At 33.7% G+C, this 25,576-nt stretch carries 23 protein-coding genes, 1 pseudogene and 1 riboswitch; of the genes and pseudogenes, 20 read left to right on the forward strand and 4 right to left on the reverse strand.

From position 1 onward, the window contains the following. Positions 1-136: 136 nt before the first annotated feature. Together FDO66_RS15280 and FDO66_RS15285 are read left to right on the forward strand one after the other, a co-directional pair. Positions 137-910 (forward strand): TerC family protein, encoded by a 774-nt coding sequence (locus tag FDO66_RS15280; RefSeq protein ID WP_141433527.1) that lies wholly within the window; start codon positions 137-139, stop codon positions 908-910. Between the two features lie 231 nt (positions 911-1,141). Then, complete coding sequence (locus tag FDO66_RS15285) at positions 1,142-1,552, forward strand: hypothetical protein (protein ID WP_141433528.1); 411 nt, start codon at positions 1,142-1,144, stop codon at positions 1,550-1,552. An 81-nt stretch (positions 1,553-1,633) separates the two neighbouring features. Here the strand turns inward: FDO66_RS15285 and FDO66_RS15290 are convergent, their stop codons facing one another. Continuing rightward, on the reverse strand, positions 1,634-1,825 hold the full coding sequence (locus FDO66_RS15290; protein WP_181444599.1) for a hypothetical protein: 192 nt from the start codon (positions 1,823-1,825) through the stop codon (positions 1,634-1,636). Between the two features lie 348 nt (positions 1,826-2,173). Between FDO66_RS15290 and FDO66_RS21305 the strand changes: the two are divergent. The 7 genes and pseudogenes from FDO66_RS21305 to FDO66_RS15320 all read left to right on the forward strand — a co-directional run. After that, a pseudogene (locus FDO66_RS21305) lies at positions 2,174-2,248 on the forward strand (hypothetical protein); the annotation flags it as partial. A gap of 364 nt (positions 2,249-2,612) precedes the next feature. Further along, complete coding sequence (locus FDO66_RS15295; protein WP_141433530.1) at positions 2,613-3,884, forward strand: cation:dicarboxylate symporter family transporter; 1,272 nt, start codon at positions 2,613-2,615, stop codon at positions 3,882-3,884. A 24-nt stretch (positions 3,885-3,908) separates the two neighbouring features. Next, positions 3,909-5,348, forward strand: a complete 1,440-nt coding sequence (gene aspA, locus FDO66_RS15300) for an aspartate ammonia-lyase (RefSeq protein WP_141433531.1) — start codon at positions 3,909-3,911, stop codon at positions 5,346-5,348. A gap of 106 nt (positions 5,349-5,454) precedes the next feature. Next, the gene (locus FDO66_RS15305; protein WP_141433532.1) at positions 5,455-6,756 is read left to right on the forward strand and encodes an ATP-binding protein; all 1,302 of its coding nucleotides are present in this window, start codon (positions 5,455-5,457) and stop codon (positions 6,754-6,756) included. Between the two features lie 4 nt (positions 6,757-6,760). Continuing rightward, positions 6,761-7,693, forward strand: a complete 933-nt coding sequence (locus tag FDO66_RS15310) for a response regulator (protein WP_141433533.1) — start codon at positions 6,761-6,763, stop codon at positions 7,691-7,693. Positions 7,694-7,915: 222 nt separating this feature from the next. Beyond that, positions 7,916-9,358 (forward strand): NAD(P)H-hydrate dehydratase, encoded by a 1,443-nt coding sequence (locus FDO66_RS15315; RefSeq protein WP_141433534.1) that lies wholly within the window; start codon positions 7,916-7,918, stop codon positions 9,356-9,358. A 420-nt stretch (positions 9,359-9,778) separates the two neighbouring features. Beyond that, positions 9,779-11,074 carry a coiled-coil domain-containing protein gene (locus tag FDO66_RS15320; RefSeq protein WP_141433535.1) on the forward strand — a complete coding sequence of 432 codons (1,296 nt, stop codon included), beginning with the start codon at positions 9,779-9,781 and terminating at the stop codon, positions 11,072-11,074. Between the two features lie 228 nt (positions 11,075-11,302). Here the strand turns inward: FDO66_RS15320 and FDO66_RS15325 are convergent, their stop codons facing one another. Then, entirely contained in the window at positions 11,303-12,265 is a 963-nt protein-coding gene (locus FDO66_RS15325) for a D-2-hydroxyacid dehydrogenase (protein WP_141433536.1), read from the reverse strand. Between the two features lie 208 nt (positions 12,266-12,473). Continuing rightward, positions 12,474-13,382, reverse strand: coding sequence for a MerR family transcriptional regulator (locus tag FDO66_RS15330; RefSeq protein ID WP_258535746.1), 909 nt, complete (start codon positions 13,380-13,382; stop codon positions 12,474-12,476). A gap of 320 nt (positions 13,383-13,702) precedes the next feature. On the opposite strand from FDO66_RS15330, the gene FDO66_RS15335 reads away from it, so the two are divergent. From FDO66_RS15335 to FDO66_RS15345, 3 genes are all read left to right on the forward strand, one after another. After that, entirely contained in the window at positions 13,703-16,210 is a 2,508-nt protein-coding gene (locus tag FDO66_RS15335; RefSeq protein WP_141433537.1) for an SH3 domain-containing protein, read from the forward strand. A gap of 442 nt (positions 16,211-16,652) precedes the next feature. Next, positions 16,653-17,102: a hypothetical protein gene (locus FDO66_RS15340; RefSeq protein WP_258535747.1), complete on the forward strand. Its 450-nt coding sequence runs from the start codon at positions 16,653-16,655 to the stop codon at positions 17,100-17,102. Positions 17,103-17,392: 290 nt separating this feature from the next. Beyond that, positions 17,393-18,025: an HAD-IIIA family hydrolase gene (locus tag FDO66_RS15345; protein ID WP_141433539.1), complete on the forward strand. Its 633-nt coding sequence runs from the start codon at positions 17,393-17,395 to the stop codon at positions 18,023-18,025. A 66-nt stretch (positions 18,026-18,091) separates the two neighbouring features. Here FDO66_RS15345 and FDO66_RS15350 read toward each other — a convergent pair whose 3' ends face one another. Further along, complete coding sequence (locus tag FDO66_RS15350; protein WP_141433540.1) at positions 18,092-18,715, reverse strand: LysE family translocator; 624 nt, start codon at positions 18,713-18,715, stop codon at positions 18,092-18,094. Between the two features lie 214 nt (positions 18,716-18,929). Here FDO66_RS15350 and FDO66_RS15355 point away from each other — a divergent pair, with 214 nt between their 5' ends. The 8 genes from FDO66_RS15355 (at position 18,930) to FDO66_RS15390 (ending at position 25,561) form a co-directional block, all read left to right on the forward strand. Next, a complete protein-coding gene (locus FDO66_RS15355; RefSeq protein ID WP_141433541.1) occupies positions 18,930-19,337 on the forward strand; it encodes a GntR family transcriptional regulator in 408 nt (135 codons plus the stop codon). Next, entirely contained in the window at positions 19,312-20,214 is a 903-nt protein-coding gene (locus FDO66_RS15360) for an ABC transporter ATP-binding protein (RefSeq protein WP_141433542.1), read from the forward strand. Before FDO66_RS15355 ends, FDO66_RS15360 begins: the two co-directional genes overlap by 26 nt. Next, complete coding sequence (locus FDO66_RS15365) at positions 20,186-22,147, forward strand: DUF6449 domain-containing protein (RefSeq protein WP_141433543.1); 1,962 nt, start codon at positions 20,186-20,188, stop codon at positions 22,145-22,147. Before FDO66_RS15360 ends, FDO66_RS15365 begins: the two co-directional genes overlap by 29 nt. A gap of 19 nt (positions 22,148-22,166) precedes the next feature. Next, positions 22,167-22,394 (forward strand): hypothetical protein, encoded by a 228-nt coding sequence (locus tag FDO66_RS15370; protein WP_141433544.1) that lies wholly within the window; start codon positions 22,167-22,169, stop codon positions 22,392-22,394. 110 nt (positions 22,395-22,504) lie between these two features. Beyond that, a riboswitch (SAM riboswitch) is annotated at positions 22,505-22,611 on the forward strand. Between the two features lie 127 nt (positions 22,612-22,738). After that, positions 22,739-22,900 (forward strand): Fur-regulated basic protein FbpA, encoded by a 162-nt coding sequence (locus FDO66_RS15375; RefSeq protein WP_258535748.1) that lies wholly within the window; start codon positions 22,739-22,741, stop codon positions 22,898-22,900. A gap of 25 nt (positions 22,901-22,925) precedes the next feature. Continuing rightward, positions 22,926-23,759 (forward strand): alpha/beta hydrolase family protein, encoded by an 834-nt coding sequence (locus FDO66_RS15380; protein ID WP_141433546.1) that lies wholly within the window; start codon positions 22,926-22,928, stop codon positions 23,757-23,759. 156 nt (positions 23,760-23,915) lie between these two features. Next, the gene (locus FDO66_RS15385; RefSeq protein WP_141433547.1) at positions 23,916-24,680 is read left to right on the forward strand and encodes a DeoR/GlpR family DNA-binding transcription regulator; all 765 of its coding nucleotides are present in this window, start codon (positions 23,916-23,918) and stop codon (positions 24,678-24,680) included. An 11-nt stretch (positions 24,681-24,691) separates the two neighbouring features. Continuing rightward, the gene (locus FDO66_RS15390) at positions 24,692-25,561 is read left to right on the forward strand and encodes a Cof-type HAD-IIB family hydrolase (RefSeq protein ID WP_141433548.1); all 870 of its coding nucleotides are present in this window, start codon (positions 24,692-24,694) and stop codon (positions 25,559-25,561) included. Positions 25,562-25,576 lie beyond the last annotated feature (15 nt).

Below are 25,576 nucleotides of genomic sequence, written 5' to 3' on the forward strand. Positions count from 1 at the left end.
GGGATAAAACCTTTAAAATTAATTTGGAGATTCAACAAAATTTTCTGGTATTAAAAAAATAACTAAAGGAGGTGAGTACTGGTCATTTTATGTTTTGTTATGAATTGTTATATTTTAATATGACCAGGACGAATATATGGATATTCTTCAACAAATTTTATCAACTTATGCTGCCTTTTTTGATTGGAAAATGTGGATAGAAGTTTTATCTGATCCTGTATCATGGGGATTTATTGGTACTTTGATCATTTTAGAAGGTTTATTATCAGCGGACAATGCGCTTGTATTAGCTGTAATGGTAAAGGACCTTCCTCAAAATCAAAGAAAAAAAGCATTGACATATGGGCTGTTTGGAGCCTTTTTTTTTCGATTCCTATTTATCGGAATTGGAATGTTCCTCATCAAATTTTGGTGGCTTAAAGCTTTAGGTGCTATCTATTTGATTTGGCTTGTCGTGAAGCATTTTTGGCTTGGTGAGGATGAAGATGAAATGAAGGAATTGAAAAAAGACAATTGGTTTATTCGTACCTTTGGTTTATTTTGGGCAACGGTCCTATCAGTAGAATTAATGGATGTCGCTTTCTCAGTTGATAGTATTTTGGCTTCCTTTGCAGTTTCAGAAAAAGTCTGGATTTTACTTATCGGTGGAATGCTTGGAATCATTATGATGAGAACGGTAGCTAGATTTTTCTTAATTTTGATTGATAAAGTTCCAGAGCTTGAAAACACAGCGTTTATATTAATTGCGATTATTGCGATTAAGATGTTCATGAGTGTCTTAGGATTTGAATTAAATCATTTTATATTCTTCGGAATTATATTGGCATCTTTTCTATGTACGTTTGTTGTTCATTACTTTCATTTGCACAAAAAATCACTTAAAGAGATTGCAGCATCTAAGGATCGTTAACTTACCCTTAACCAAATAACAGAATATAAATATAAAAGTGACCTTAAAGGGGCTGCGAGCCTCTTTAGGTCACTTTTTTTCTATACGTATTAAGGAGATCGGATTTATTTGACAATGATAATCATTTTCATTTATTATAAAACACATATAATAACCTCATTTAAAAAGGAACACATGGAAAATACCTTAATTCAAAATCTACAGATAAAAAATATCAATTGGAGGATTCAAATGAATCAAAAGTTTATATTATTAAGCAATTATCAATATCAAATGGAATGCACTTGTACGAATCCAGAGCATATTCTAGTTATTCAGCTAAACAAATGGGATACTTTAACTCTTTCAAAAGGGAAAAAATATATCGATGGCATTGGCTGGTGTTACTCAGTAGTAATTAATCGTGATCGTCAGCTTTATATGTTTAGCCTTGAAGTTGATCAACTTTATTTGGATGGAGTTATTTGTTCCAAGACAGATCTGCTTTTAAAAATCAATTATGCAACGTATAAAGTAAATCAATCTCTAGATCATAAGGATAAAGCTTTATTTAAACTATATGCAGAAGAATTAGAACAATTAAAGGAGATTGAGGAGATATCAAATTGTAAGTATTCTATAATTTCTTACGAATATATGTAAGAGAAATAAAAAGAAGGAGGCTATTTACAGATACAGCCTCCTTCCTTTCATTAATTGAAGCGACGGACTACGTAAAGAAATTTATTTACTACCAAAAAATGCTGCATCCGCATCTTTTTTTACGTGAACGTTGTCTTTGGCACCCGCAGCCTCCTCTACAAGGACTGCTTTCGTTGCGCCATACTTTACGATTATGATCATCTTCAAAACTTTGAATAAAACTTCTACCGCATTGGAAACAACGATTATTGAAGAAAGGATCTCGTCGATCATCTTTTTTATCAAAAAAATCTCTTTCCCCTAGAACATCACTTCGACGCTTCTTACGATTATTACAATCAAAAAAATCAGGATCAAAAAAGTCTCTATCACATCTTGATGACATATTTTCACCTCCGGAAATGAATTCATGATAAGATATTAATTTTTTTCAAAAGTGTACAAGCAGAAGCCTAAATTAAACACAATTTCTTAAAATAAAAAGCTTGCCATTCGAAAACAACATGCTTTTCACTTAGAGTAAGATAAGAATATAGAGTGACATTTTCTGCAGCAGATTAATCCATAAGCTGTAAATATAGAACTTGGATCGATTTAACAAAATACTGTAGGCTTGATACGATGGTTACCGTCGTTGATGCTAACCGATTTTGGTATGATTATGCTTCAGGAGAATCACTCCTTGAAAGAGATCAAACTGCTTGAATGTTTCGGATATTTAGGCTGTCGACGTCGGCAGCCGTATTTTTTATGTTAATTAATCTTCCGCAAAATAATAAAGTGTAAAAGGATCTTAGTTTATTATTTTATCAACAGAAAAATCGAGTTCGATTCTTTGGGAATTTGTAAATATTAAGTTAAGTAAGCGTACATATTTAAAGCTAAATGTTAGATTATTTCCAGATTATTTCATCATTTTTATATTTTTTTTAGTATTAAAAGTTTTTTTTTGTAGGTTTTTGTTCAGTTGTGTAGAGCGGATTGTAAATTGTAAATTATAGATTAACTTCATGTTTTAGATGTAAAGAAACATAATACTTTTCAAAAAGGAGGAAAACAATTGAAAAAATTTGGTTTAGCTGTGCAAATTATCATTGCACTTATTCTAGGAGTCATTGTTGGAACGATTTTTCATGGGAATGAAACGGTGGTAGCGATTATAACACCTATTGGAGACATTTTTATTCATTTAATTAAAATGATTGTCGTTCCAATCGTGATTGCTGCATTAATCGTTTCAATTGCTGGAGTCGGTGATATTAAGAAACTAGGAAGACTTGGTGGGAAATCAATTCTTTATTTTGAAATTGTAACAACGATTGCGATTGTCGTTGGAATTCTTTCGGCTCATATATTTAATCCTGGGGCAGGACTCGAGGATAATCATTTACAAAAATCTGATATATCAAAATATGAAGAGTCTTCTAAACAAGTAGAACATGGCGGTTTGGCAGAGACGATTGTCCATATTGTGCCAACTAATGCGTTTGCTTCAATAGCAGCTGGTGACCTTTTGCCAACTATTTTCTTCTCAGTTTTCTTCGGATTAGCGATTGCCGCAATCGGAGAAAAAGGAAAACCTGTCCTTTCATTTTTTGAAGGAGTATTAGAAGCAATGTTTTGGGTTACAAATCAAGTAATGAAGTTTGCTCCATTTGGTGTATTTGCACTAATTGGTGTAACGGTAACAAAATTTGGAATAGATACACTTATTCCATTAGGGAAGCTAGTTATTGCTGTTTATATTACGATGGTGTTTTTTGTTATTGTTATATTGGGGATCATTGCTAAAATAGTAGGGATTAATATTTTCTCTCTTATCAAAATCTTAAAAGATGAATTAATTTTGGCCTATAGCACAGCTAGCTCTGAATCAGTTCTTCCAAGATTGATGGACAAGATGGAGAAGTTTGGATGCCCAAAATCGATTGCTTCTTTTGTTATTCCGACAGGCTATACCTTTAACCTTGATGGATCAACGATTTATCAAGCACTAGCCTCCCTCTTTATTGCTCAAATGTACGGCATTGATTTGTCTATTATGCAACAAATTACGTTAGTGCTGATCTTAATGCTTACATCAAAAGGAATTGCCGGCATTCCAGGTGCATCATTCGTAGTAATTTTAACAACTCTGACTACTATGAATATCCCAGCAGAAGGTATTGCTGTTATACTAGGAGTGGATCGTATTTTAGATATGGTTCGAACTGCAGTAAATGTCGTTGGAAATGCATTAGCAACTATCGTTGTGTCTAAATGGGAAGGTGAATTTGATAAGGAAAAAGCAAAAAACTATTTATCTTCATTCAATCAGAAAAAAGCTGCATAATAGCATTTGTATGAAGGAGTAAATATGACAAATCCTAATTTTAACGAAAACCAAACAAGAATTGAAAAAGATTTTTTAGGTGAAAAGGAAGTGCCAGTTTTTGCTTATTATGGGATTCAAACTTTGAGAGCTGCTGAAAATTTTCCGATTACCGGTTATCAAGTTCATGAAGAATTAATAAAAGCATTAGCCATTGTAAAGAAAGCAGCTGCTCTTGCCAACATGGATATAAAAAGACTGTATGATGGCATTGGAAAAGTCATCGTGCAAGCGGCTGATGAAGTGATTGCTGGAAGATGGCATGATCACTTTATTGTAGATCCAATTCAAGGCGGCGCAGGAACCTCCATGAATATGAACATGAATGAGATCATTGCAAATCGAGCCCTTGAGTTGCTTGGGAAAGATAAAGGATCTTATTCAGAAATTAGCCCGAATACGCATGTGAATATGTCGCAATCAACAAATGATGCCTTTCCGACAGCTATACACATTGCAGCGTTAAAAATGTTAAATCAGCTTCTCAATACGATGGAAGATATGTTAAATATTTTTCAAAAGAAAGCAAAGGATTTTGAGCCAGTTATCAAAATGGGAAGAACTCATCTGCAGGATGCTGTTCCCATCCGTTTAGGGCAAGAATTTGAAGCTTATGCCAGGATGATTGCAAGAGATATTAAACGAATTAAACAATCAAGACAGCATTTATATGAAGTGAATATGGGAGCAACAGCTGTTGGAACGGGACTAAATGCTGATCCTAAATATATTAAGAATGTTGTAAACTATTTAGCCGACATTAGTCAATTGCCATTATTCGGAACAGACCATCTAGTCGATGCTACACAAAATACAGATGCTTATACAGAAGTGTCATCTGCATTAAAGGTATGCATGATGAATATGTCAAAAATTGCGAATGATCTACGTCTAATGGCTTCAGGACCACGTGCAGGATTTGGTGAAATTTCATTACCTGCAAGACAGCCTGGATCTTCCATTATGCCTGGAAAGGTTAATCCTGTTATGCCAGAATTAATCAATCAAGTAGCCTTTCAAGTCATTGGAAATGACCATACGATTTGTCTTGCTTCAGAAGCTGGTCAGCTGGAATTAAATGTTATGGAGCCCGTACTCGTTTTTAATTTGCTCCAATCTATTAGCATCATGAATAATGGTTTTCGTGCTTTTACAGATTATTGTCTGTCAGGAATCGAAGCAAATGTTGAGCGCTTGAAAGAATATGTTGAGAAAAGTGTTGGTATCATAACAGCTGTGAACCCTCATTTAGGTTATGATGTTGCAGCTCGTATTGCAAGAGAAGCGATCATTAAAGGGAAATCGGTACGAGAGTTATGTCTTCAATATGATGTATTATCTGAAGAGGAGCTAGATTTAATCTTAAATCCTTTTGAAATGACAAAGCCTGGCATCGCAGGAGCTTCTCTTTTAGAAAGAGATTAAAAGAAATGTTGAACCGTTCAGTTCTTTAAAGCTAGACATTCGTCTAGCTCTATTTTCGTTTTAGGCATAATAAAACTGGATTTAAAAACAGCTAGGAAGTGATGGCATGAAGATGATTCAATTACTTAGAAAAGATCAAATGTTAATACTCTTAATGATCATATTGGTTCCTCTTGCAGGTGAGATTAAGTTTTATCCATTTAATGATCAATATAGAGTAGGCTTTGGTTCAGCCATTTTTTTCTTTTTTCTTTTATTAATTAGAAAAAATCGCTCCATTCTTCCCGGTATTCTCACAGCAATCGCTGTTTTATGGTTTCGGATTGGATTTGATTTGATCACCCTTTATTCAATAAATGTGACTGAATCCATCATACACCGAATTCCAGCTTTTCTTTATTACGTGATCTATACCGTTCTTTTTCAAGTTCTGAATGTAAATCGATTTCATAATAAACCCTTAATGATTGGGATCATCGGTGTTCAATTAGAAATAGTTGCGAGCTTTACTGAATTATCGATTCAGCATCTTATGGTAGGAGGGGCTTTCAGCTTTTCATCCTTTTCACAAATTATTATTATTTCTATTTTTCGCAGTTTTTTTGTGATTTCCTTATTTAGTATAATGAAGTTATATGAAGGGCAGCTAAGAGAATTGGATATGCAAAATAAAAATCATCATTTACTAATGTTATTATCTAATCTATACGAAGAAACGGTTCACTTAAAAAAAACATTAAAGAATGCAGAGAATATTACAAAAGAATCGTATGATTTATACAGAAGTTTATTTAGTTTGAAGACAGAGAATCCTGATATTGAAATGCTTGGTCAAAAAGCATTGCGAATTGCAGGAGAAATTCATGATGTGAAGAAAGATAATCAAAGAATATTTGCAGGTCTTTCAAAGTTAATTTCAAGCGAGAATCTTTCAGACTTTTTGGAAGTAAATGAATTAATGAATATGATTATTCGCTTAAATGAAAAATATTCCCAATTATTAGGGAAATCAATATCATTTTCTTATTCCATCTCTGGAGACCATCCAAAATATCATGTTTATCATGTTCTATCCATCATAAATAATTTAGTTTCTAATTCAGTCGAAGCTATTGAAGAAAGTGGAAACATCCATATTTCTGCACAACGAATTGGCAATGATGTGATCTTTCAAGTACAGGATAATGGGCCAGGCATTCCTGAAAAATATGTAGATATGATTTTTAAACCTGGGTTTACCTTAAAATATGATGCTTTGGGAGCACCTTCAACTGGGATTGGTCTTTCATACGTGAAAGAAATCATGAGTGAACTCGATGGGAATATTGACTATAAAGAATATGAAAATGGCAGCGGGGTAATATTTACGATTACCTTATCGATTGATAGCTTGATACAGAAAGGATGATAAGATGCGTTTTTTCCTTGTGGATGATGATGAGGTAATTCGGTCGATATTACGACATATTATTGAGGACGAAGATTTAGGTGAAGTGACAGGGGAAGCTGATGATGGTTCCTTAATTGATGAGAAAATATTGATGTACAAACAAGTAGATATATTGATTATCGATTTATTAATGCCTGAAAGGGATGGAATTGAAACGGTCCGACAGCTAAAAGGAAGCTTTTCTGGGAAAATAATTATGCTCTCTCAGGTTGAAACAAAAGAACTCATAGGAGAAGCATATTCTCTTGGTATTGAGTACTATATTATGAAGCCCATTAATCGTTATGAAGTATTATCTGTCATAAAGAAAATAACAGAGCGTATTCGAATGGAACGTTCCATTCAAGATATTCAAAAATCATTAAATTTAGTATTATCTGGAAACAATAATGAGGTTTCTCCACCTATTGTTAAAGAAAATACCATTTTTTCTTCTGGAGAATTTTTATTATCCGAATTAGGGATCGTAGGTGAAAGCGGCAGTAAGGATTTATTAGAAATATTACAATATTTATTTCGCAATGAAAAACATAATACATATGAGCATCATTTCCCTCCGTTAAAAGATATTTTTGAACAAATAGCCATTAAAAAACTAGGAGATTCTGCCTTTTCTGATGATATGAAAAAAGAGATAAAAGCCTCTGAACAAAGAGTAAGAAGAGCGATTTATCAATCTCTCGTTCATTTAGCGTCCATTGGATTAACAGATTTTTCGAACCCTAAATTTGAGAATTATGCACTTAAATATTTTGATTTTACGAATGTCCGCAAAAAAATGACTGAGCTTCAAAAAGGAACAGACGTACATCATTCACACATACGAATAAATACGAAGAAATTTATTCAAGTGCTGTATTTTGAAGCAAAGCGTTTAATTTTAGAGGAGAATTAAGAAAAGTGCAAGCGCCTTGATCAGTCCTGAAGAAAAATGTTCCATTGGCTCATAAAGCGCTTTTTGCACTAAAAGACAAGGGGTATTTTTCACAAGGGCTAGGTGCTGGTCGATGCCACGTCCTGTGGCAACATCGGCACTAGTACATTCTGTACGTCGGAGCGAGACACCAATTTACCTTCAAAAAATTTATACTTTTCTTCAATAAAATGAGGTGGATAAATGTTTATTTACACTAGTGATCAAATTAAAAAAATCGATCAGGAAGCTGAACAGAGTGGAATGTCTCCTTTTTCATTAATGGAAAATGCAGGCAGTGGATTGTATAGAAAAATCATTACGAATTTAAGCGAAGATGACAGAATTCTTATTCTGGCTGGAAAAGGAAATAATGGGGGGGATGGGATCGTACTATCACGGTATTTAAAGAATCAAGGTTATGTTGTGGACCTAGTTTTTCCTATGGGAATGCCGAAAACAAATGCTGCTAAAAGCCATTTATATTATTATCAAGCATGTGGATATCTTATTAATGAGTTTAACCAAAGTGAAAAATACGATGTTGTTATCGATGCTATTTTAGGGGTCGGTGCAGCATTGCCTCTAATGGATAATCTTTCAACGATCACGAAGTGGGTGAATGAGCAGAAAGCAAAAATCATCTCTATTGATATCCCTACAGGGGTTTCCTCTAATAGTGGAGAGGTAGACGCTTATGCAATCAAATCAGATATTACGTATTGTTTACATGGATATAAGCCCTCTGCTTTTTTATTTCCTAGCTCAGATTATTATGGAGTAATGGATGTTGTAGAGATTGGCTTAAAGCATAATAGCAATTGGAAAGTATGGACAGAGAAGGATGTTATACATTCCTTGCCGAAACGAGAAAAAAATACTCATAAAGGAACTTATGGGACTGGTTTATTGATTGCTGGATCGGATGAAATGCCTGGAAGTGCCGCGCTTGCAGCTATTGGTGCGATTCGTTTTGGTATTGGAAAGCTTTCGATTGCAACGACAAAGCACGCCTCTACCATTATTGCACCTCTTGTACCAGAAGCTACATACTATTTTCGAGAAAAGAATGATGTAATAAATGCAAATTTTTCATGTGTAGCAATTGGTCCTGGATTGACACCAGACGATGAGCTTGAGGATATTATCTCATCTTACATAAACAAAGATGTTCCTTTAATTTTAGATGCTGGGGCATTAACAAAAAGAATCTATGAAGATAGAAATAGTTCTATCATTTTAACTCCTCATCCAGGTGAATTCAGTCGAATGACAGAAGTAGAAAAGTTAAACCTGCAACAAAATCGTATCCAGCTTGCTTCTGAATATGCTGTTCAAAATGGGGTTACTGTTGTATTAAAAGGCCATAATACGGTGATTGCTTATTCGGATGGATCGGGAGTGATTAACTCAACAGGGAATACGGGCTTAGCAAAGGGTGGAACTGGAGATACGCTCACGGGTATGCTGCTAGCTAGCTTAAGTAATGATCAGAATATTAAATCTGCTATAGCAAATGCTGTATTCCTTCATGGCTATTGTGCTGATGAATGGATAAAAACGAATGGAGAAAGAACACTTACTGCACACGATTTCCATACTCTTCTTGCAAAAGTTGTAAAAAGGATAGAGGTTTTATCATCATGATTCGCCAGTTCTGTTATATACAGAGCAGGCTTTTTTTTTATTGAAAAAAATGAATATAAATAAAAGGAAATTTTAGTTCGGAAATTAACATATTTCGATGTATATGTTAAATCTTTATTGACGATTTGTAAATAATTTCTTTTAATTCCCTTTTAATGTATTTTATATTATAAATCTTACAATGTAATAGGATATTTGAAATATAATTGTAATATTCCTATTACTGTTTTGACAAATTTCGATGTTATACTTCTATTTGTGATGAGAAAAGTCTTATTTTGATTCAATACATAAAATATTGTCGCATTAACAAAATATTTAAAATATTATAATAATTTTAATTTTATCAATATGCTTAATAATAACTATACATAAAAAATAAAATCCGAGATTAGAACGTGAATTAGAGGAGATGGAGAGTTGAAAAAGAAGTTAGTAGTATTGAACACAACATTTGTACTTGGGTTAAGCAGTACATTTGCTCTTCCAAGTGTAAATGCAGAATCTATTAGTAACCTTCAAAAGCAAAAATCATCTATTCAAGGTCAACGTGCAGGTTTGCAAGCAAACATTTCAGCAGCTGAAAAGAAAATTCTTGATGTACAAGCTGAGCTTTCAGACTTAAATGAACAAATTGCAAGAGTAGAGCAAGCGATTAATGATAATCAAAATCAAATTAACCAAACAGAAGCAAATATCGAAAAAACAAATGCAGAAATTGCAGCACTAGAAAACGAGATTGCGATTATTAAAGATAGAATTGAAAAACGAAATGAAATCCTAAAAGCACGTGCACTTTCTTTCCAAGAAAGTGGTGGTAACGTTAAATACATAGATGTCCTACTTGGAGCAGAAAGCTTTAGTGATTTTGTAGACCGTGTTGGTGCTGTAACTTCTATTATGGAAGCTGATAAGGATATACTAGAGAAGCATGAAGCGGATAAAAAAGAAGTTGAAGCAAAACAAGCAGAAGTAGAAAAGAAATTAGCTGATTTGAACGGGATGAAAGCTGAGCTTGAAGGCATGCAAGCTCAAATGGTTGAGCAAAAAAATCAAAACGATCAAATGAAAATCGAGTTAAATCAAAAACAAGCAGCAAATGAAGCTTTGATTGCAGATTTAAAAAGTCAAGATAGTTCACTTGCATCGCAAATTGCGTCTATCCAACAAAATATTGCGACTGCACAAGCGCAGGCTCGAGCACAAGCTCTTGCACAAGCGCAAGCACAAGTGTCTCAAGCATCATTCAAAGCATCTTCAGCACCTGCAAGTTCAGGTAATGCTACTCAAAGCAATGCACCAGTTGCGTCCACTCCTGTAAAAGCAAATGGCAATATTGCAGACGTGATTAGTGCAGGCTATAAATATATAGGGAAATCTGTCTATGTATTTGGTGGAGGAAGAACTGCTTATGATATTGCAAATGGTCGATTCGATTGCTCTGGCTTCGTTCATTGGGCATTCAGTCAAGCAGGTATTTCTGTTGGTTCAAGCACCGATTCATTAAAATTTGCAGGAACCCAAGTACCAGCAGGGAGCATGCAGCCTGGAGATCTTGTATTCTTTAATACATATAAAACGGATGGTCACGTTGGAATCTACATTGGCGGCGGGAAATTTATAGGTTCTCAAAGCTCGACTGGAGTTGCGGTTGCAAATATGTCGAGTGGATATTGGAAAGACACTTTCAATGGGCGTGTTGTTCGAGTGAAATAAGAAAAGCGGAAGGCGCCCGTCTATCGGCGAAAAGCATAAGACGAATCACGCAGAAAATCTTAATTTTTGGAGAGATTTGGCTTATGACTCGAGCCGATGGCGTCTGTAGCTTGACACCAATCGTTATATCTATTCAAAAAAAGAGGCTTCTACCTATGTATTCTCATTGGTAGAAGCCTCTTTTTTCGATTTTAATAGAATCTGTTTCAGTCTAAGAAATAAATTTTACTAATACCCTTTAGAATAATCAACAAGGTTGATTGATAATGCTTTACTTTGAATATATTGTTTTAAATTGGGGATGAAAATATTTTCTATGACCCTTTTTGTGTAGTAATCTGTTAAGCCTGAATTATGCGGGGTAATGATAACATTATCCAGCTCCCATAAAGGACTTTCTTGACTTAAAGGTTCAGTTTCAAATACGTCGAGCCCAGCACCGGCAATTTCTCCATTTATTAATGCTTTTATTAAGTCATCCTCTACAACGGTTTGTCCGCGTCCAATATTAATAAAGAAAGAGGAAGGCTTCATAAGCTTAAATTCCTTATCACTAAATAAATGATAAGTATCTTTTGTAAGCGGAAGAGTGACCACTACATAATCACAAAGTGGGAGCATGTTATGTAATTGATTAGAAGAATACATTTTATCTACATATTCTTCATCCTTCCCTGAATGACGAACACCTAGTACAGTCATGCCAAATGCTTTAGCAATTTTGGCTGTTTCTTTTCCAATTTCACCGACACCTATTATTCCTACTGTTTTTTCATGAATTTCTTTCATTGAAATCGAGTCAGACCAAATCTTCTTTGTTTGATTTTTAATATATGTATGTAAGTTTCTTGTAAAAGTGAGCATGAATCCAATAATGGTTTCGGAAATTGGATACGCATGTACTCCTTTTGCACTCGTTAACTTAATTTCTCTTGAGGAAAAATCATCGACTGGAAATGTATTAACACCTGCGCTCCATGATTGAACCCATTTTAGCTTTGTTGGTTGATGAAAAATCTTTGTTCCAATCTCATTAGTCCATCCCACAATCACTTCTGATTCTTGGATGTGATCGGGCCAAATTGATCGATCGCTATCGAGTACCACATCCCAATCTGGTACTATATCTTTAATTTGTTGAATATAGTTTTGATCGATGTCATGAAGGATTAGCATTTTTCTATTAGACAATGTTTCTCTCACTCCTTAAATGTATGAATCTGTTTATGATCTAGATATAGTGCGTTCTTCTTCATTATTATCCATTATTGAAAGAATTTTCACAATCATTAAGCTTTTTTATCGATAAAAACTTGCAGCTAGAAAAAACGTCTCAATATGATTGGAGAGGGTGCCAAATATGTTAAAGGCACCCTCAATAGGCTCGAATGAAATGCACTTATTTCCAAAAAGCCCACCATTTTTTTTCATTTTCCTCGGATTCCTCGGCTGCTGAAGCTTTACGAAAGCTTTGTACTAAGTCTTGAAAGATATCTTCTCGTTGTTTGATCTCCATTTTTAATTGTTCTCGATCTCTTTTTATTGTTTCAATGTAATATCTTCTTTCTTTATTAATGGCTTCCACTAAACTATTGATTTCCTGATTGGTTAATTCAGTTGTGTCAGATACGCGCTGAACAAATTCTTTTAATTCCTCAGATGCTGTTTCTGACGCATCTTTTATCGTATTAGAAAAGGCTTTGAAAACTTCAGAGTTATGTTCTGACGTTTTTTCAATTGATTTTGTTAGTTCTACCATCCCAGTGTTTGTTTTTTCCGTAGATTTATAAATTGAATCGGATAATCTTTTAATGGTTTGAAGAGATCCATTAGATATTTCCTTTTTTACTTCGACTAACAGTTCATTTTGAATCCCGTTGCGAATTTCTTCTTTTACATCTTTTAACAATGTTTCACGGTAATTTTCCATTGCATCAAAAAATTCGATGATATTTTCTTCAAAATTATTTACAGAAACTGATGATTCCTTCGGATGATCTTTTAATTCAGGAAGAAATGGATATGATGTTTCGATTGGTTCGGAATATACTTCCGAATCTTGGGTTAAATGCTTTTCGAATAAATCACGAATCATGTCCATGCCTAAGTTTTTATCGCGCATCTGTTTTATTTTTTCCAAAAGTCCGATTTCATAATCTGTGAAAAACCTTGAGCCTTGTTTCGAACGAGGGATGATGAGTAAGCCGTCTAAATCTTTTTCCCATTGTCTAATTGTCCCTGATGGAATATCAATTTTTTTGGAAACTTCACTAATCGAATAGGCCGTCATAAATTGATTCTCTTCCATTATCATTTCAACCCCTTCATATTTTTAAGTTCTGAAATGTTCGAATGTAGGTTGCGATTACAGATCCAATTATCTTTCTTTAAAGTTAATATTCCTCATCTCCCATCTGTTTTTCCTGCTAGTTGACAAAGGTTGTCAAAAGAAACGGGTATTCTTCAGAACTTCTAAAAAATATACAATCTTATTGATAATCTTTTTCTATCATATTGTTAAAATTGTGTTATTTAGGTAATTTTATAGACAAATTATGATAAAATAGGATTTATTCTCTATGTTTTGAGAGTAGTAGACCATTAAAGAATCATTTAAAGGAGAATGATATGAAAAGAGTCATTTTACCAAGTTTTTGTTTTGCAGTTCTGTCCACAGCAGCATTTGAACACACTGTCCATGCTGCCCAAACTCAGACACCAGCAAAACAAATGTATACTTTAAATCAAACCAGCATCAAATATGTTTCGATTCAAAATAATTCAAACTTAAATGTACGGACAACGCCATCAACAAATGGTCTAATAATCGCAAAGCTCGGAAATGGAAGTGAAGTAACCGTTTATTCGGAAGCAAACGGTTGGACAAAGATTAACGCAAATGGAAAAGAAGGCTATGTAAGCAGTCAATTTCTTTCAGCTGCAAAAAAAACACCAGCACCAGTAAAAGAAACACCAAAACCAGCCCCAGTGTTAGTACCAACTAAGAAATATGTTAACGTACAAGCGGGTTCAAGCTTGAATATGCGTACAGGAGCGACAACGAGCGCTCAAGTCATTGCAAAACTTTCAAGCGGCAGTGAAGTATCCGTCATTTCAGAAGGAAATGGATGGGCAAGGATTAACGCAAATGGAAAAGAAGGCTATGTAAGCAGCCAATTTCTTTCAGGTGCAAAAGAAACACCAGAACCGGTAAAAGAAACACCAAAACCAGCTCCGCCGCCAGTACCTACTAAGAAATATGTCAACGTGCAAGCAGGCTCAAACTTGAATTTAAGAAACAATCCTTCTGTTCACGGATCGATTATCGTGAAGCTTTCAAGAGGATTAGAGGTATCCGTTTTATCTGAATCGGTAGGATGGGCTAAAATACAAGTTTATGGGAGAGAAGGATACGTAAGTTCTAGTTTTCTATCAACTGATAATCCTACCATCCAAAAAGAAGACCCTCCTAAAACCTCAATAACAAAATATGTTCATATTGAGGCTAATTCAAGTTTAAATATGCATTTGACCTCATCGGCAAATGGTCAAATCATTGCAAAGCTATCAAGAGGAGATGCAGTTGCTGTTTACTCCGAACAAAATGGTTGGGCGAAGGTAAAAGTAAATGAGAAGGAAGGATATATTAGTACACAATATTTAAGTAAAGAAATACCAATTAAATCAGAGAGTACTGAAAATCATCTTAAAGAATCTACGAAACTAGTAAATGTTAATCCAGGCTCAAGCTTAAATATGAGAAATAATCCTTCCATAAATGCTTCAATCATTATTAAACTAGCTAGAGGACTTGAAGTAACCGTTTTATCAGAATCAAATGGATGGTCAAAAATCAAAGCTTACGGACAAATAGGATACGTGAATACTGCGTTTTTAGCTGATCTGCAAATTAATAACAGTCAAGAATCGACTCCTGGGAACAATTCAAATGATGGGTCACAAGGGAAACCTACAGAGAATCAAGGGATTATAAAATATGTTGCTGTTAATTCCAGCTCAAGTTTAAATTTACGTTCTGAGCCATCAGCCGCTTCATCTATTCTATTAAAGCTTCAAAGAGGAGTCGCTGTAACAGTACATAATGAATCTAACGGATGGTCTAAAGTTTCTGTTAATGGTCAAATGGGATATGTTAATTCACAGTATATTTCTACTGTAAATCCTGCTGACTCAGCACCATTAAAAGTGACTGTGAATGAAACCAGTGAGTTTATTGATATGACTTTAGATGAAATGACAGCTATTCAAATGAAAGCAAACCCTCAAACAGATAAAAAATATAAGACATATATTAGGGAAGATGCTCTTTTATTTGACCCTGCTACAGCACCAACTAATGCAATCGTTAAAGGCTCAGGCTGGAATGTAAGGGGAGGAGCTGGGACTAATTATTGGGTAGTTGGAAAAATAGATAATGGAGAAGCTGTGAAAATTAATTCGGTAATAAAAGGTGAGGATGGTTATAATTGGTATGAAATAAATTTTAATCGTAATTGGGTAAATGCAAGCCCAAATGATGTAAAATATTATTTAGATGCTAATAATTTCAAACAAAACCCTTTAGATTCCTTCCAATTTTTAAAGCTATCAAAAGCTACGAATCTAAATGCAACAGAGGTAAATGATCGTATACTTACTGGTAAAGGAATATTAGAAGGAAAAGCAGATCCTTTCATAGCAGCTGGTAATTTGTTGGGGATTAATGAGATGTACTTAATTTCACATTCTTTACTTGAAACCGGAAATGGAAGCTCTACTCTTGCTAATGGGGTTCAAATCAATGGGAGAACAGTTTATAATATGTATGGAATAGGCGCTTATGATGGTGACGCTATTGCAACAGGAGCACAGTACGCTTATCAGGCGGGATGGTTTACACCAGAAGCAGCGATAATTGGAGGAGCAAGTTTTATCTCAAAAGGGTACATTCATGCAGGACAAGATACGATCTATAAAATGAGATGGAATCCAAACGGTGCAATTACAACAGGAAAAGCAACCCATCAATATGCAACAGATATTGGTTGGGCTTCAAAACAAGTGAATCAAATCTATAATCTATATAGCTTATTAAATTCATACGACCTTTCATTGGATATACCAAAATATAAATAATCTTTTTTAAAAAAGGCTGTTTTCTAAAAGTTTGTTGTTTTTTACATAAAACATTTGGAAAAGTGTTTCTTAGCAGCCTGCATACACGTAGACTCCTGTGGGAATGCGAGAAAGACGAGACCCCGCAGAAGCGTATGCTACGAGGAGGCTTGACGCTCGCCCACGGAAAGCGAAGTGTATGCAGGCTGCGGGTTTAAAAGCAACAATCTATACGAAAACAGCCTTAAAAAAATAAGGTAATAAAAATCTCCAATGATTTCAACAAGGATTAAGAGACCAGAAAATCGAAATTGATTTTTCTGGTCTTTTTCTATTTAGGTCACTCGTTTTATTAGAGAAACAATTGGATATTACGCTCATTCTCAATATTATTGTTTAAACATGTTAGATAAGTATTTTTCTTTTATAAAAAGGAAAAGAAATGTAAAATATGTATAGAATCATGAGAATAAAGTATAGGTATAATCCGGAGGTCAAACAAATGAAGTCAACTCATAATTTAAAAAATCAAAAACAAATAGAAGAAGTTTTAAAAGAGATGGTAGAAGAGGCATTTGAGCAAATAAAAGATGAACCGATCCTTCTTTGCATGGAATGCTGTGATGTTGATTTATTTGTCGCTGCAAGCTACCATGAAGAATTTCAAGATGCGATAAAAATTAATTTTGAGCTAGATCAATTTGGCGAAATTTTAGATCAAGAAAAATACAATGAACTTATGAAAGAACTTGATCAATATTATGTGGAATTGCATATTTCAAGTGGATTATTTGATTATTTTCCGTCTGGAATCTATGAAATCGATGGAGAAGAGAGAGAATCGGAAACAGATATGCTTGCGCCTAAAGGATTCTTTTTTGCCCCATTTGATGATGCTAGATTTAAAAAATAAAATCCCTCTATTTCCATGGAGGGGGCAATTATTTCTCGGGAAAGCGCAGAATCAGACATTTCCTGCTATGCATTTTATTATTTCATTCGAAAAAGATGAGAATTTTAGATAAAATGTCGAATGATTTAGAAATATCAAAAAACTATTGTCGAATATGTAGAATAATTTTTCACTTATAAAGAGAAATAACTTATTTCTATTTTTATTATGAGGTTATTTTTTCATCATTTCCCTGATTACACAAAAACTAGTGGAAATAATATTGATTCTATTTGGATAGGAGAAACTCAATGCTAAAATCCGTTATTTTTGATTTTGATGGTACTCTTGTTGATTCTCTAGAGGTATTTATTTCAGCTTTTAACAAGCTTGCAGATAAGCATCATTATAATAAAATAAAAGTAGAAGAATTGGACCATTTAAAATCTTTATCAATAAAAGAGCGTTGTGTGTATTTAAATTTCCCATTATATAAAATACCATTCATTTCTCCAGAGCTTCTTAGTCTTTATAAGCAGGCGATTAAAGATATATCATTCATGGATGGAATAAAAGAAATGTTAACACAATTACATGCAGCTGGCTATGAACTCGCGATTATTTCATCTAATGCTGAAAAAAACATACAAGAATTTTTATTGCATAATGACATTCAACACATTTCAACGATCATGTGTTCCAATAAAATTTTTGGGAAACATCGAATGATCACTAAATTTTTGAAAAAGAAAAAATTAGACTCATCTCAAGTAATCTATGTAGGGGATGAAGAAAGAGATGTTGTAGCAAGTAAAAAAAGCGGTATAAAAGTTATTTGGGTAGGTTGGGGATATGACAGCTTAGAAATCGCAAAGAAAGCGAGACCCGATTTTGTAGTAGACCAACCAAACGAAATTATGAGCGTTTTGGAATCTTTAAAATGAAGTATAACAAAAAGGTGCCAGTTATAGCACCTATTAGATGGGGCGGCTATGCTTTAGTCACCCTTTTTATATGGATAAAACGATTGAATATAAGGATGTCACACCAAATACAAATATGATGAGTCCAGATAAACGATTGATCCATAGTAACATTGCGGTATTCAAATGTTTTTGTATCAAGCTAACAACACTGCATAGGAGAATCCACCATAATGCTGATCCAAAAAATACACCTAGAACTAATATAGAAGGAGTAAAATGATTTACTTGTGAGTTTGAAATTCCCAACCCTGCAAAAATGCCAATAAAGGAAAGAATGGTCATTGGGTTTGTCATGGTTAAGAAAAAGATAGAGGTGAAGGCATCGAAAATACTTTTTCTATCGTTTGAAACAGATTGAGCAGATGCTTTTGATCGAAATATTTTGAATCCAAAATAACAGAGGAAAATTCCGCCTCCTAACCGCAACCAAAATTGCTGTTCAATAAGAAAATTCGAAATAAAAGTTAAACCATACCCTGCAATTAACCCATAAAGCGCATCAGCTGCTGCTACACCTATACCTGAAACCACACCATATATTTGCCCTTGTGCCAATGTTCTTCTAATACAAAGTAATCCTATCGGACCAACAGGTGCTGCAATCGAAAATCCCAAAATAAGTCCTTTCAATAAATAAATAAAGTCCATTATTAATTATCTCCTTTGTAAATTAATAAATAGCCATAATAATACAAATAAAATTAATTAATTATAGATTATCACATTATTAAATTATGTATATATGATAATTTACAAAAATAAATAAAATTTTATGGAATTATCTTTTCATTTTCCTGATATTATCATATAATTCAACTGTATTAATAATCGTAGTACACTTAATACAGTTAGGAGGTTGATTATGTTTGATCTTGATTTAAGGAGCAGAAAACCCATTTATGAACAACTGGTTGATAAATTAAAAGAATTAATTGTAAATGGGGTAATAAAAGCGGATCAACAGCTTCCTTCTGTTCGGACATTAGCAAAGGATTTAACGATCAATCCAAATACGATACAAAAAGCATATCGAGAGCTGGAAAATCAAGGATATATTTATTCCATAAAAGGCAAAGGAAGCTTTGTTAATTCTTCCTTTTATATAAGAGATGAGGAAAAAATTGCGGAACTTCTCAAGCAACTGGAGAAATTACTTTCTGAAGCATTATATCTTGGAATAACAGTACAAGAGCTTCACACATTTATTGCTAATTTTGATCAATTGAAGGGAGGAGAATCCGAGTATGATTCAAATGAAAAAAGTAAGTAAAGCTTTTAATGGTGAAAAAGTAGTCGATAATGTCCACTTTTCAATTGAAAAAGGCTCTATCTATGGATTATTAGGGTCGAATGGTGCAGGGAAAACAACCATCTTGAAAATGTTAAGTGGCATCTATCGTCAAGATTCAGGAGAAATATGGATAGATGGACAACGAGTCTATGAAAATAATGACACAAAAAAAAGACTGTTCTTTATTCCTGATACTCCGAGCTTTCTTTCACAGTATACATTGAAGCAAATGGCCAAATTTTATCAATTAATTTATCCAGGCTGGAATCATAATCGATTTGTTGAACTGTCTCGAATATTTGATATCCAATTAAATAAGAAATTACATACTTTCTCAAAAGGTGTTAAAAGGCAAGCTGCGTTTATTTTAGCATTTTCATCTATGCCTGATGTCCTTATTTTAGATGAACCAATGGATGGTTTAGATCCAGTTGTGCGGAAAAAAGTAAAAAACTTACTCATTCATGATGTTGCAGAAAGAGAAATGACCGTTCTGATTTCTTCTCATAATTTAAGAGAAATTGAAGATTTAAGTGACCACGTCGGAATTTTACATAATGGGAAGATTCTTCTTGAAAAGGATTTGGATGATCTGAAATCAGATGTTCACAAGGTTCAAGTTGCGTTTAAAGAGAGTATTCCACATACATTTTTTAAGGAAGTAAACTCCATTCATACTGAGCAAAGAGGGAGTGTGATTCTGTGCGTTGTTAGAGGAAAAGAAGAACAAATTTCTAAAACAATAGAAACGTATAACCCTATACTTTTTGATCTTCTTCCACTCACACTCGAAGAAATTTTTATTTACGAAATGGAGGATGTTGGCTATGCCTTCACAAATCACTTGGTGGAATAAAGAAATCTTCATACACATAGTAAGAAATGTTGGATGGGTTGGATTTCTTTACTTAATAGGATTGGTTTTTGTTATCCCTTTAGAAATAAGTATGAATATTAGTAAAATAAATAAGTCATTAGAGGTTCAAAGTCTCTTTGAGTATAACCGTGAAATTCAATTGGTATTATTTATGATTATTCCTGTTCTTTTAGCTGTTTTCTTGTTCCGTTTTTTACATGTTAAACAACAGGCTGATTTTATTCATAGTCTGCCGATTAATAAAGAAAAGATTTTTCATCATTATGCTCTTTTTGGATTAGGGATCTTATTAACCCCTATTATCTTAACAGGTACTCTCATATTGGTATTACATCGTACGTTACAGCTTGAAATCTATTTTGGAATTCATGATATTTTTTATTGGATGGGTGTTACGATCCTCTTTAATATTCTTTTTTTCCTGGCAGCGGTATTTGTTGGGATGTTTACAGGGATATCTGCTGTTCAAGGAGTATTAACCTATATTTTTTTATTTTTTCCGGCTGGAATGATTGTGCTTTTGTTTTATCATGCTTCATTTCTGTTTACAGGATTCCCAATCGATTATTTCACTCAAAAATATTCCCATTTGCTTTTTCCTATTACTTATACACAGCTGATTAATGGTTCGCATTTAACATGGAAGGTAGCATTTGGATATCTGTTAGCATCGATCGTTCTCTATTATTTTTCACTTTATTTTTATAAAAAAAGAAAAGTGGAAAATGCCTCACAAGCCATAGTATTTTCGAGCTTAAAGGAGGTTTTTAAATATGGGACAACCTTTTGCACGATGTTATTTGGAGCTATGTATTTTCGAGAGGTTCAAGGACAGTTAAGCTGGACTCTTTTTGGCTATATTAGTGGAGCCGTTATCGGTTATTTTATTGCTGAAATGGTGCTATTAAAAACGTGGAGAGTATTTAAGCATGTTAAAGGCTTGATGATTTATTCAATTATCATTGTCGCCTTATCGATTGGAACACAATGGATGTTTTCAAGCTACGAAAAGAAGGTTCCTAAAATTAATACAGTTCAAAGTGTTTTATTTACAGAGTTTCTTCCTGAGCGAAATCAAAAAGAGGCTGCTATATATATGCCAATATCCTTGAAAGAAACAAGAAATATACAGGCAGTACTTGATTTACAACAAAGAATTGTTTCTGAAAAAGCAAAGCAATACCAAGCTACAACTGATCAACAGAGTTATTATTTTGAGTATCAGTTGAAAAATGGAAAAAAACAAATTCGTCAATATTTTGTAAATCCTGATGAATTTTCAACCTTTCTGAAAAAAATCTATGAGTCAGAAGAGCATAAGATAGCGACAAATCCTTTCTTAAGAATCGTTGGGAAAGATGTAGACCGAATCCTTATTAATTCGCCTTACCCAAAAAACAAAAGTGTTTCTATAACGGATATAGAGGATTTAAAAGAAGTATCTCGTCTTTTAAAGATGGACGTTCTTGAAGAAAAATATGACACAAGAAGGGATGAAAGAGGGTTCAATTCTGATATTCAAGTTTTATTAAAGAACAATAAGCCATTATATGTTAATTTAAAACCCACTTACAAACATTTTAATAACTGGCTAAAGCAGAATAATTTATATCAAGAGACTAATATAACAGCCGATGATTTATCTTACGTACTTGTTGCAAAGAGAGAAGATCTTCAATCGAATAATGTGTATTACTTATCCCAGGAGGAGATATTTAGTCAGTTAAAATTGTTGCCACAAGCTGAAAAAGTAACGAATAAAGATGAAATTACTCAATGTATCATAAATTCAAGTTGGAATCTGGAAGAAGAATACATTGCAGCATTTTATTTTGAAAAAGAAGAACTCCCGGATATTAAAGCTTTTAGTCAAAAGGATTTACCGAAATTTTTATCTCAGCAATTTAAGTAATTTGAAAGGTGAGTGACGAATGGTGAAGAAAAACAATCCTAATATAAAATCATTCGTCACTTTATATGCAACGAAGCTTTTTCAAATTGCTTACGGGATAACAAGATGTAAACAAGCCTCTGCTTCAATTGTTCAAGCGTCGTTTATTGAGTTAGCAAAAAGAAAAATCCCGCCTGCAGAAAATGATCTAGAAAAGTGGTTAATAAGAGTTGTAACACAAAAAGCAATTGAAAATCGAAACATCTAAATGGAGAAAAGTATAAATAGGGATATGAAACTGTACATTCCTTTTTCCAATCTTTTCATGAAATTGTTGACAATATTATATTATTCCTGTATATTTTATGTTAACTTAAAATCTTATCGAGAGAGGTGGAGGGAATTGGCCCAATGATGCCTCGGCAACAGACTTTACAGAAGCACTGTGCCAATTCCAACAAGCTCAATGCTTGAAAAGATAAGGCGTGATCAATTTGCCGACAGCAGCCTCATCTTATTGAAATGGAATATTCGGTAAGAAGGGGTTTTTATTTTTACATAAAAACTCATTAAACGTATCGGAATTATTTGATTTGAAAGGAGAATAAAATAGTGTATTTTTTCAAAAATGATAAAAATAAAGAAGATATTATCAATGAGCTGCTGAATTTAGGCATTTATAAAAAAGGAAATTATCATCTATTTGAATTATCAGTCGATGAATTATTGCAGGAATATGAGCAACAATTAAAGAACAATGAACACTATGAATAAGTAGAAGAAGGGGATGTACAAAGAGATGAAAAATGTGATGATTAAGTGGAAAAATGAACAACTAACTGCTTCAATTGATTACCCCTCCTCCTTTAACGAAAATCGAATGTTGAATAAGCTTTATCCATTGGTCATTATTTGCCATGGATTTATTGGTTCGAGGATTGGTGTCGATCGGTTGTTTGTGAAAACAGCTAATGAACTTACCTTGGATGATTGCATTGTCTTTCGCTTTGATTACGCAGGCTGTGGAGAGAGCAGCGGAGAATATGGTTCTACAGGATTGACAGATTTAATTGAACAGACAGAGAAGGTTATCGATTTTGCCTTTACACTTGATTATGTTGATTTTGAAAATGTATTTTTATTGGGACATAGCCTAGGGGGAGCAACTGCCGTATTAACTGCTGCAAAAGATAGCAGAATTCAAAAGCTGATTATCTGGTCAGCTGTCGCTCATCCATATAAAGATATCGTCCATGTCATTGGAGAAGATAAAATAAATGAACTGAAAGACGAACCATATATTGATTTCTCAAGCTTTGCCTTTACAAAACGTTATCTCGACTCTTTAAAGCCTTATTATCCCCTGAAGGAACTCGTGACCTTTTCGGGTGATGTATTGATTTTACATGGTACAAGCGATGATTCTATCCCTGTCAGCTATTGTCATGATTATCATAATGCATTTTCTAGTAGAGGATATGGAACAAGTCGTGTGATTGAAATTGATGGAGCAGATCATACGTTTTCAAATATGGGCCATTTTAAACAATTAATTGCTGAAACAAAAAAATGGACTTTGGATCATATCATTAGACATCATGAAAGAAAAGAAGTAAAACAAGGCAAATATTAATAGATCGATTAACTTATGGAATAAGCCAAATACTGCGTTTGGCTTTTTTTTTTGCATTTTACCCTTATTTTAACTTGTGCTATTTAAGTAAAAAAATTATAATTACTTATATAAAAGAATATCATGTAACAATTAATAAGGAATAAAGGTGAATAAATGTTTCAAGAAGAAAGATTGTGGTCGATATTAGAATATTTAAAGCAAAATAATCGCATATCAGTTGATGAAATTTGCTCTTTTTATGATGTATCAAGAGATACTGCCAGGCGCGATCTTGTAAAATTAGAAGAGCAACATCAGATCATTCGAACGCGAGGGGGAGCTATTTTATCAACAACGCATCATGAAATAAAAGATTATAAAAACAGATTAGAAACAGTATCAAAGGAAAAAAAAAGAATTGGGAAAAGAGCTGCAGCCCTAATAAAACAAGAAGATTCTGTCTTGTTAGATGCATCTACTACCGTTCAAGCATGTGCTGAATTTATAGAGCAGTTCCCATGTACAATTATTACAAATTCAATTAATCTAGCGGATATACTTTCAAACAAAAGTGCTGTGCAAATCCATCTATTAGGCGGAAAATTTCATAAAGACCATCGTTACTTATATGGTCCCTCTATTATTGAAAGGTTAAATGATTTTTTTGTAGATAAAGTTTTTATTGGAGTCGTGGGTATTTCTGAACATGGATTGACCAACGCTTATGAAGAGGATGGTGCTGTAAAACGAAAAATGATGAAACAAGCAAAACAAGTCATTATTCTTGCTGACCATTCAAAAATTGGCGTTACGGGTTTATACCGGTTTGCTGATCTATCAGAAGTAGATCTATTCATAACAGATAAAACTCCGCCAGAGCCTTTTATAAATCTATTAGAAAAAAATCATGTTGAATTATTAATTTGTGATGAGGATTAGGAGGAAATAAAGTGGGGAAATTAATTGCAATTGATATGGATGGTACATTATTAAATCATGAGAATCGAATTAGTGATAAAAACTTAAATGCGATTAAACAAGCAATGGCCTCAGGAATAGAAATAGCAATCGCAACTGGACGTTCCCATTTTGATGTACAAGAAATCTTGAAAGAAACTACAATAAAGCCGTGGATTATTGGAGCGAATGGTGCAACTATACATAAACCGAATGGAGAGCTGTTTCACTCTATCCCAATAGATAAACAAAAGGCGATGCTTGCTTTAAAATGGCTGGAGAAAAATGAGTTTTATTATGAGGTATCGTGTAATGATTCTCTATTTTCACATGAAAAAGCGAGAGAACTAATGTCAATCGAGATCGATCAAGTAAAAACAGCTAATCCTGATTTTGATGAGGCTATTCTCCATCATGCAGCTGCAAGGCAATATAGTCAATCTGGTTTCGCGTTTATTTCCTCTCTTGATGAGCTGCTTCACGATTCAATTGAGATCTATAGTATTTTAGCGTTCTCTTTTCATGAAAATAAAAGGCAAAAAGGCTGGGAGTATTTTTACACCCATTCTGATATTACCCTAGTTACCTCTGGGCCACATAATTTTGAACTAGAGCATCTTGAGGCTTCAAAAGGAAATGCTCTTGAAAAATTAGCGAATGAGCTAAATATTTCAATTGATGAGACGATTGCTATGGGAGATAGTATGAATGACCTATCAATGATTACGAAAGCAGGCAGAGGAATTGCAATGGGAAATGCACGAGAAGAGCTAAAACAAGCGAGCCAGGAAGTAACCTTAACGAATAATGAAGATGGGGTGGCACACGTCATTCATCAATTAGTTCATTCTATAAAAAATTGAATTATTCAGAGATAG

Source organism: Bacillus sp. 03113, from assembly GCF_006546985.1.
Classification (GTDB): Bacteria; Bacillota; Bacilli; order Bacillales; family Cytobacillaceae; genus VATK01.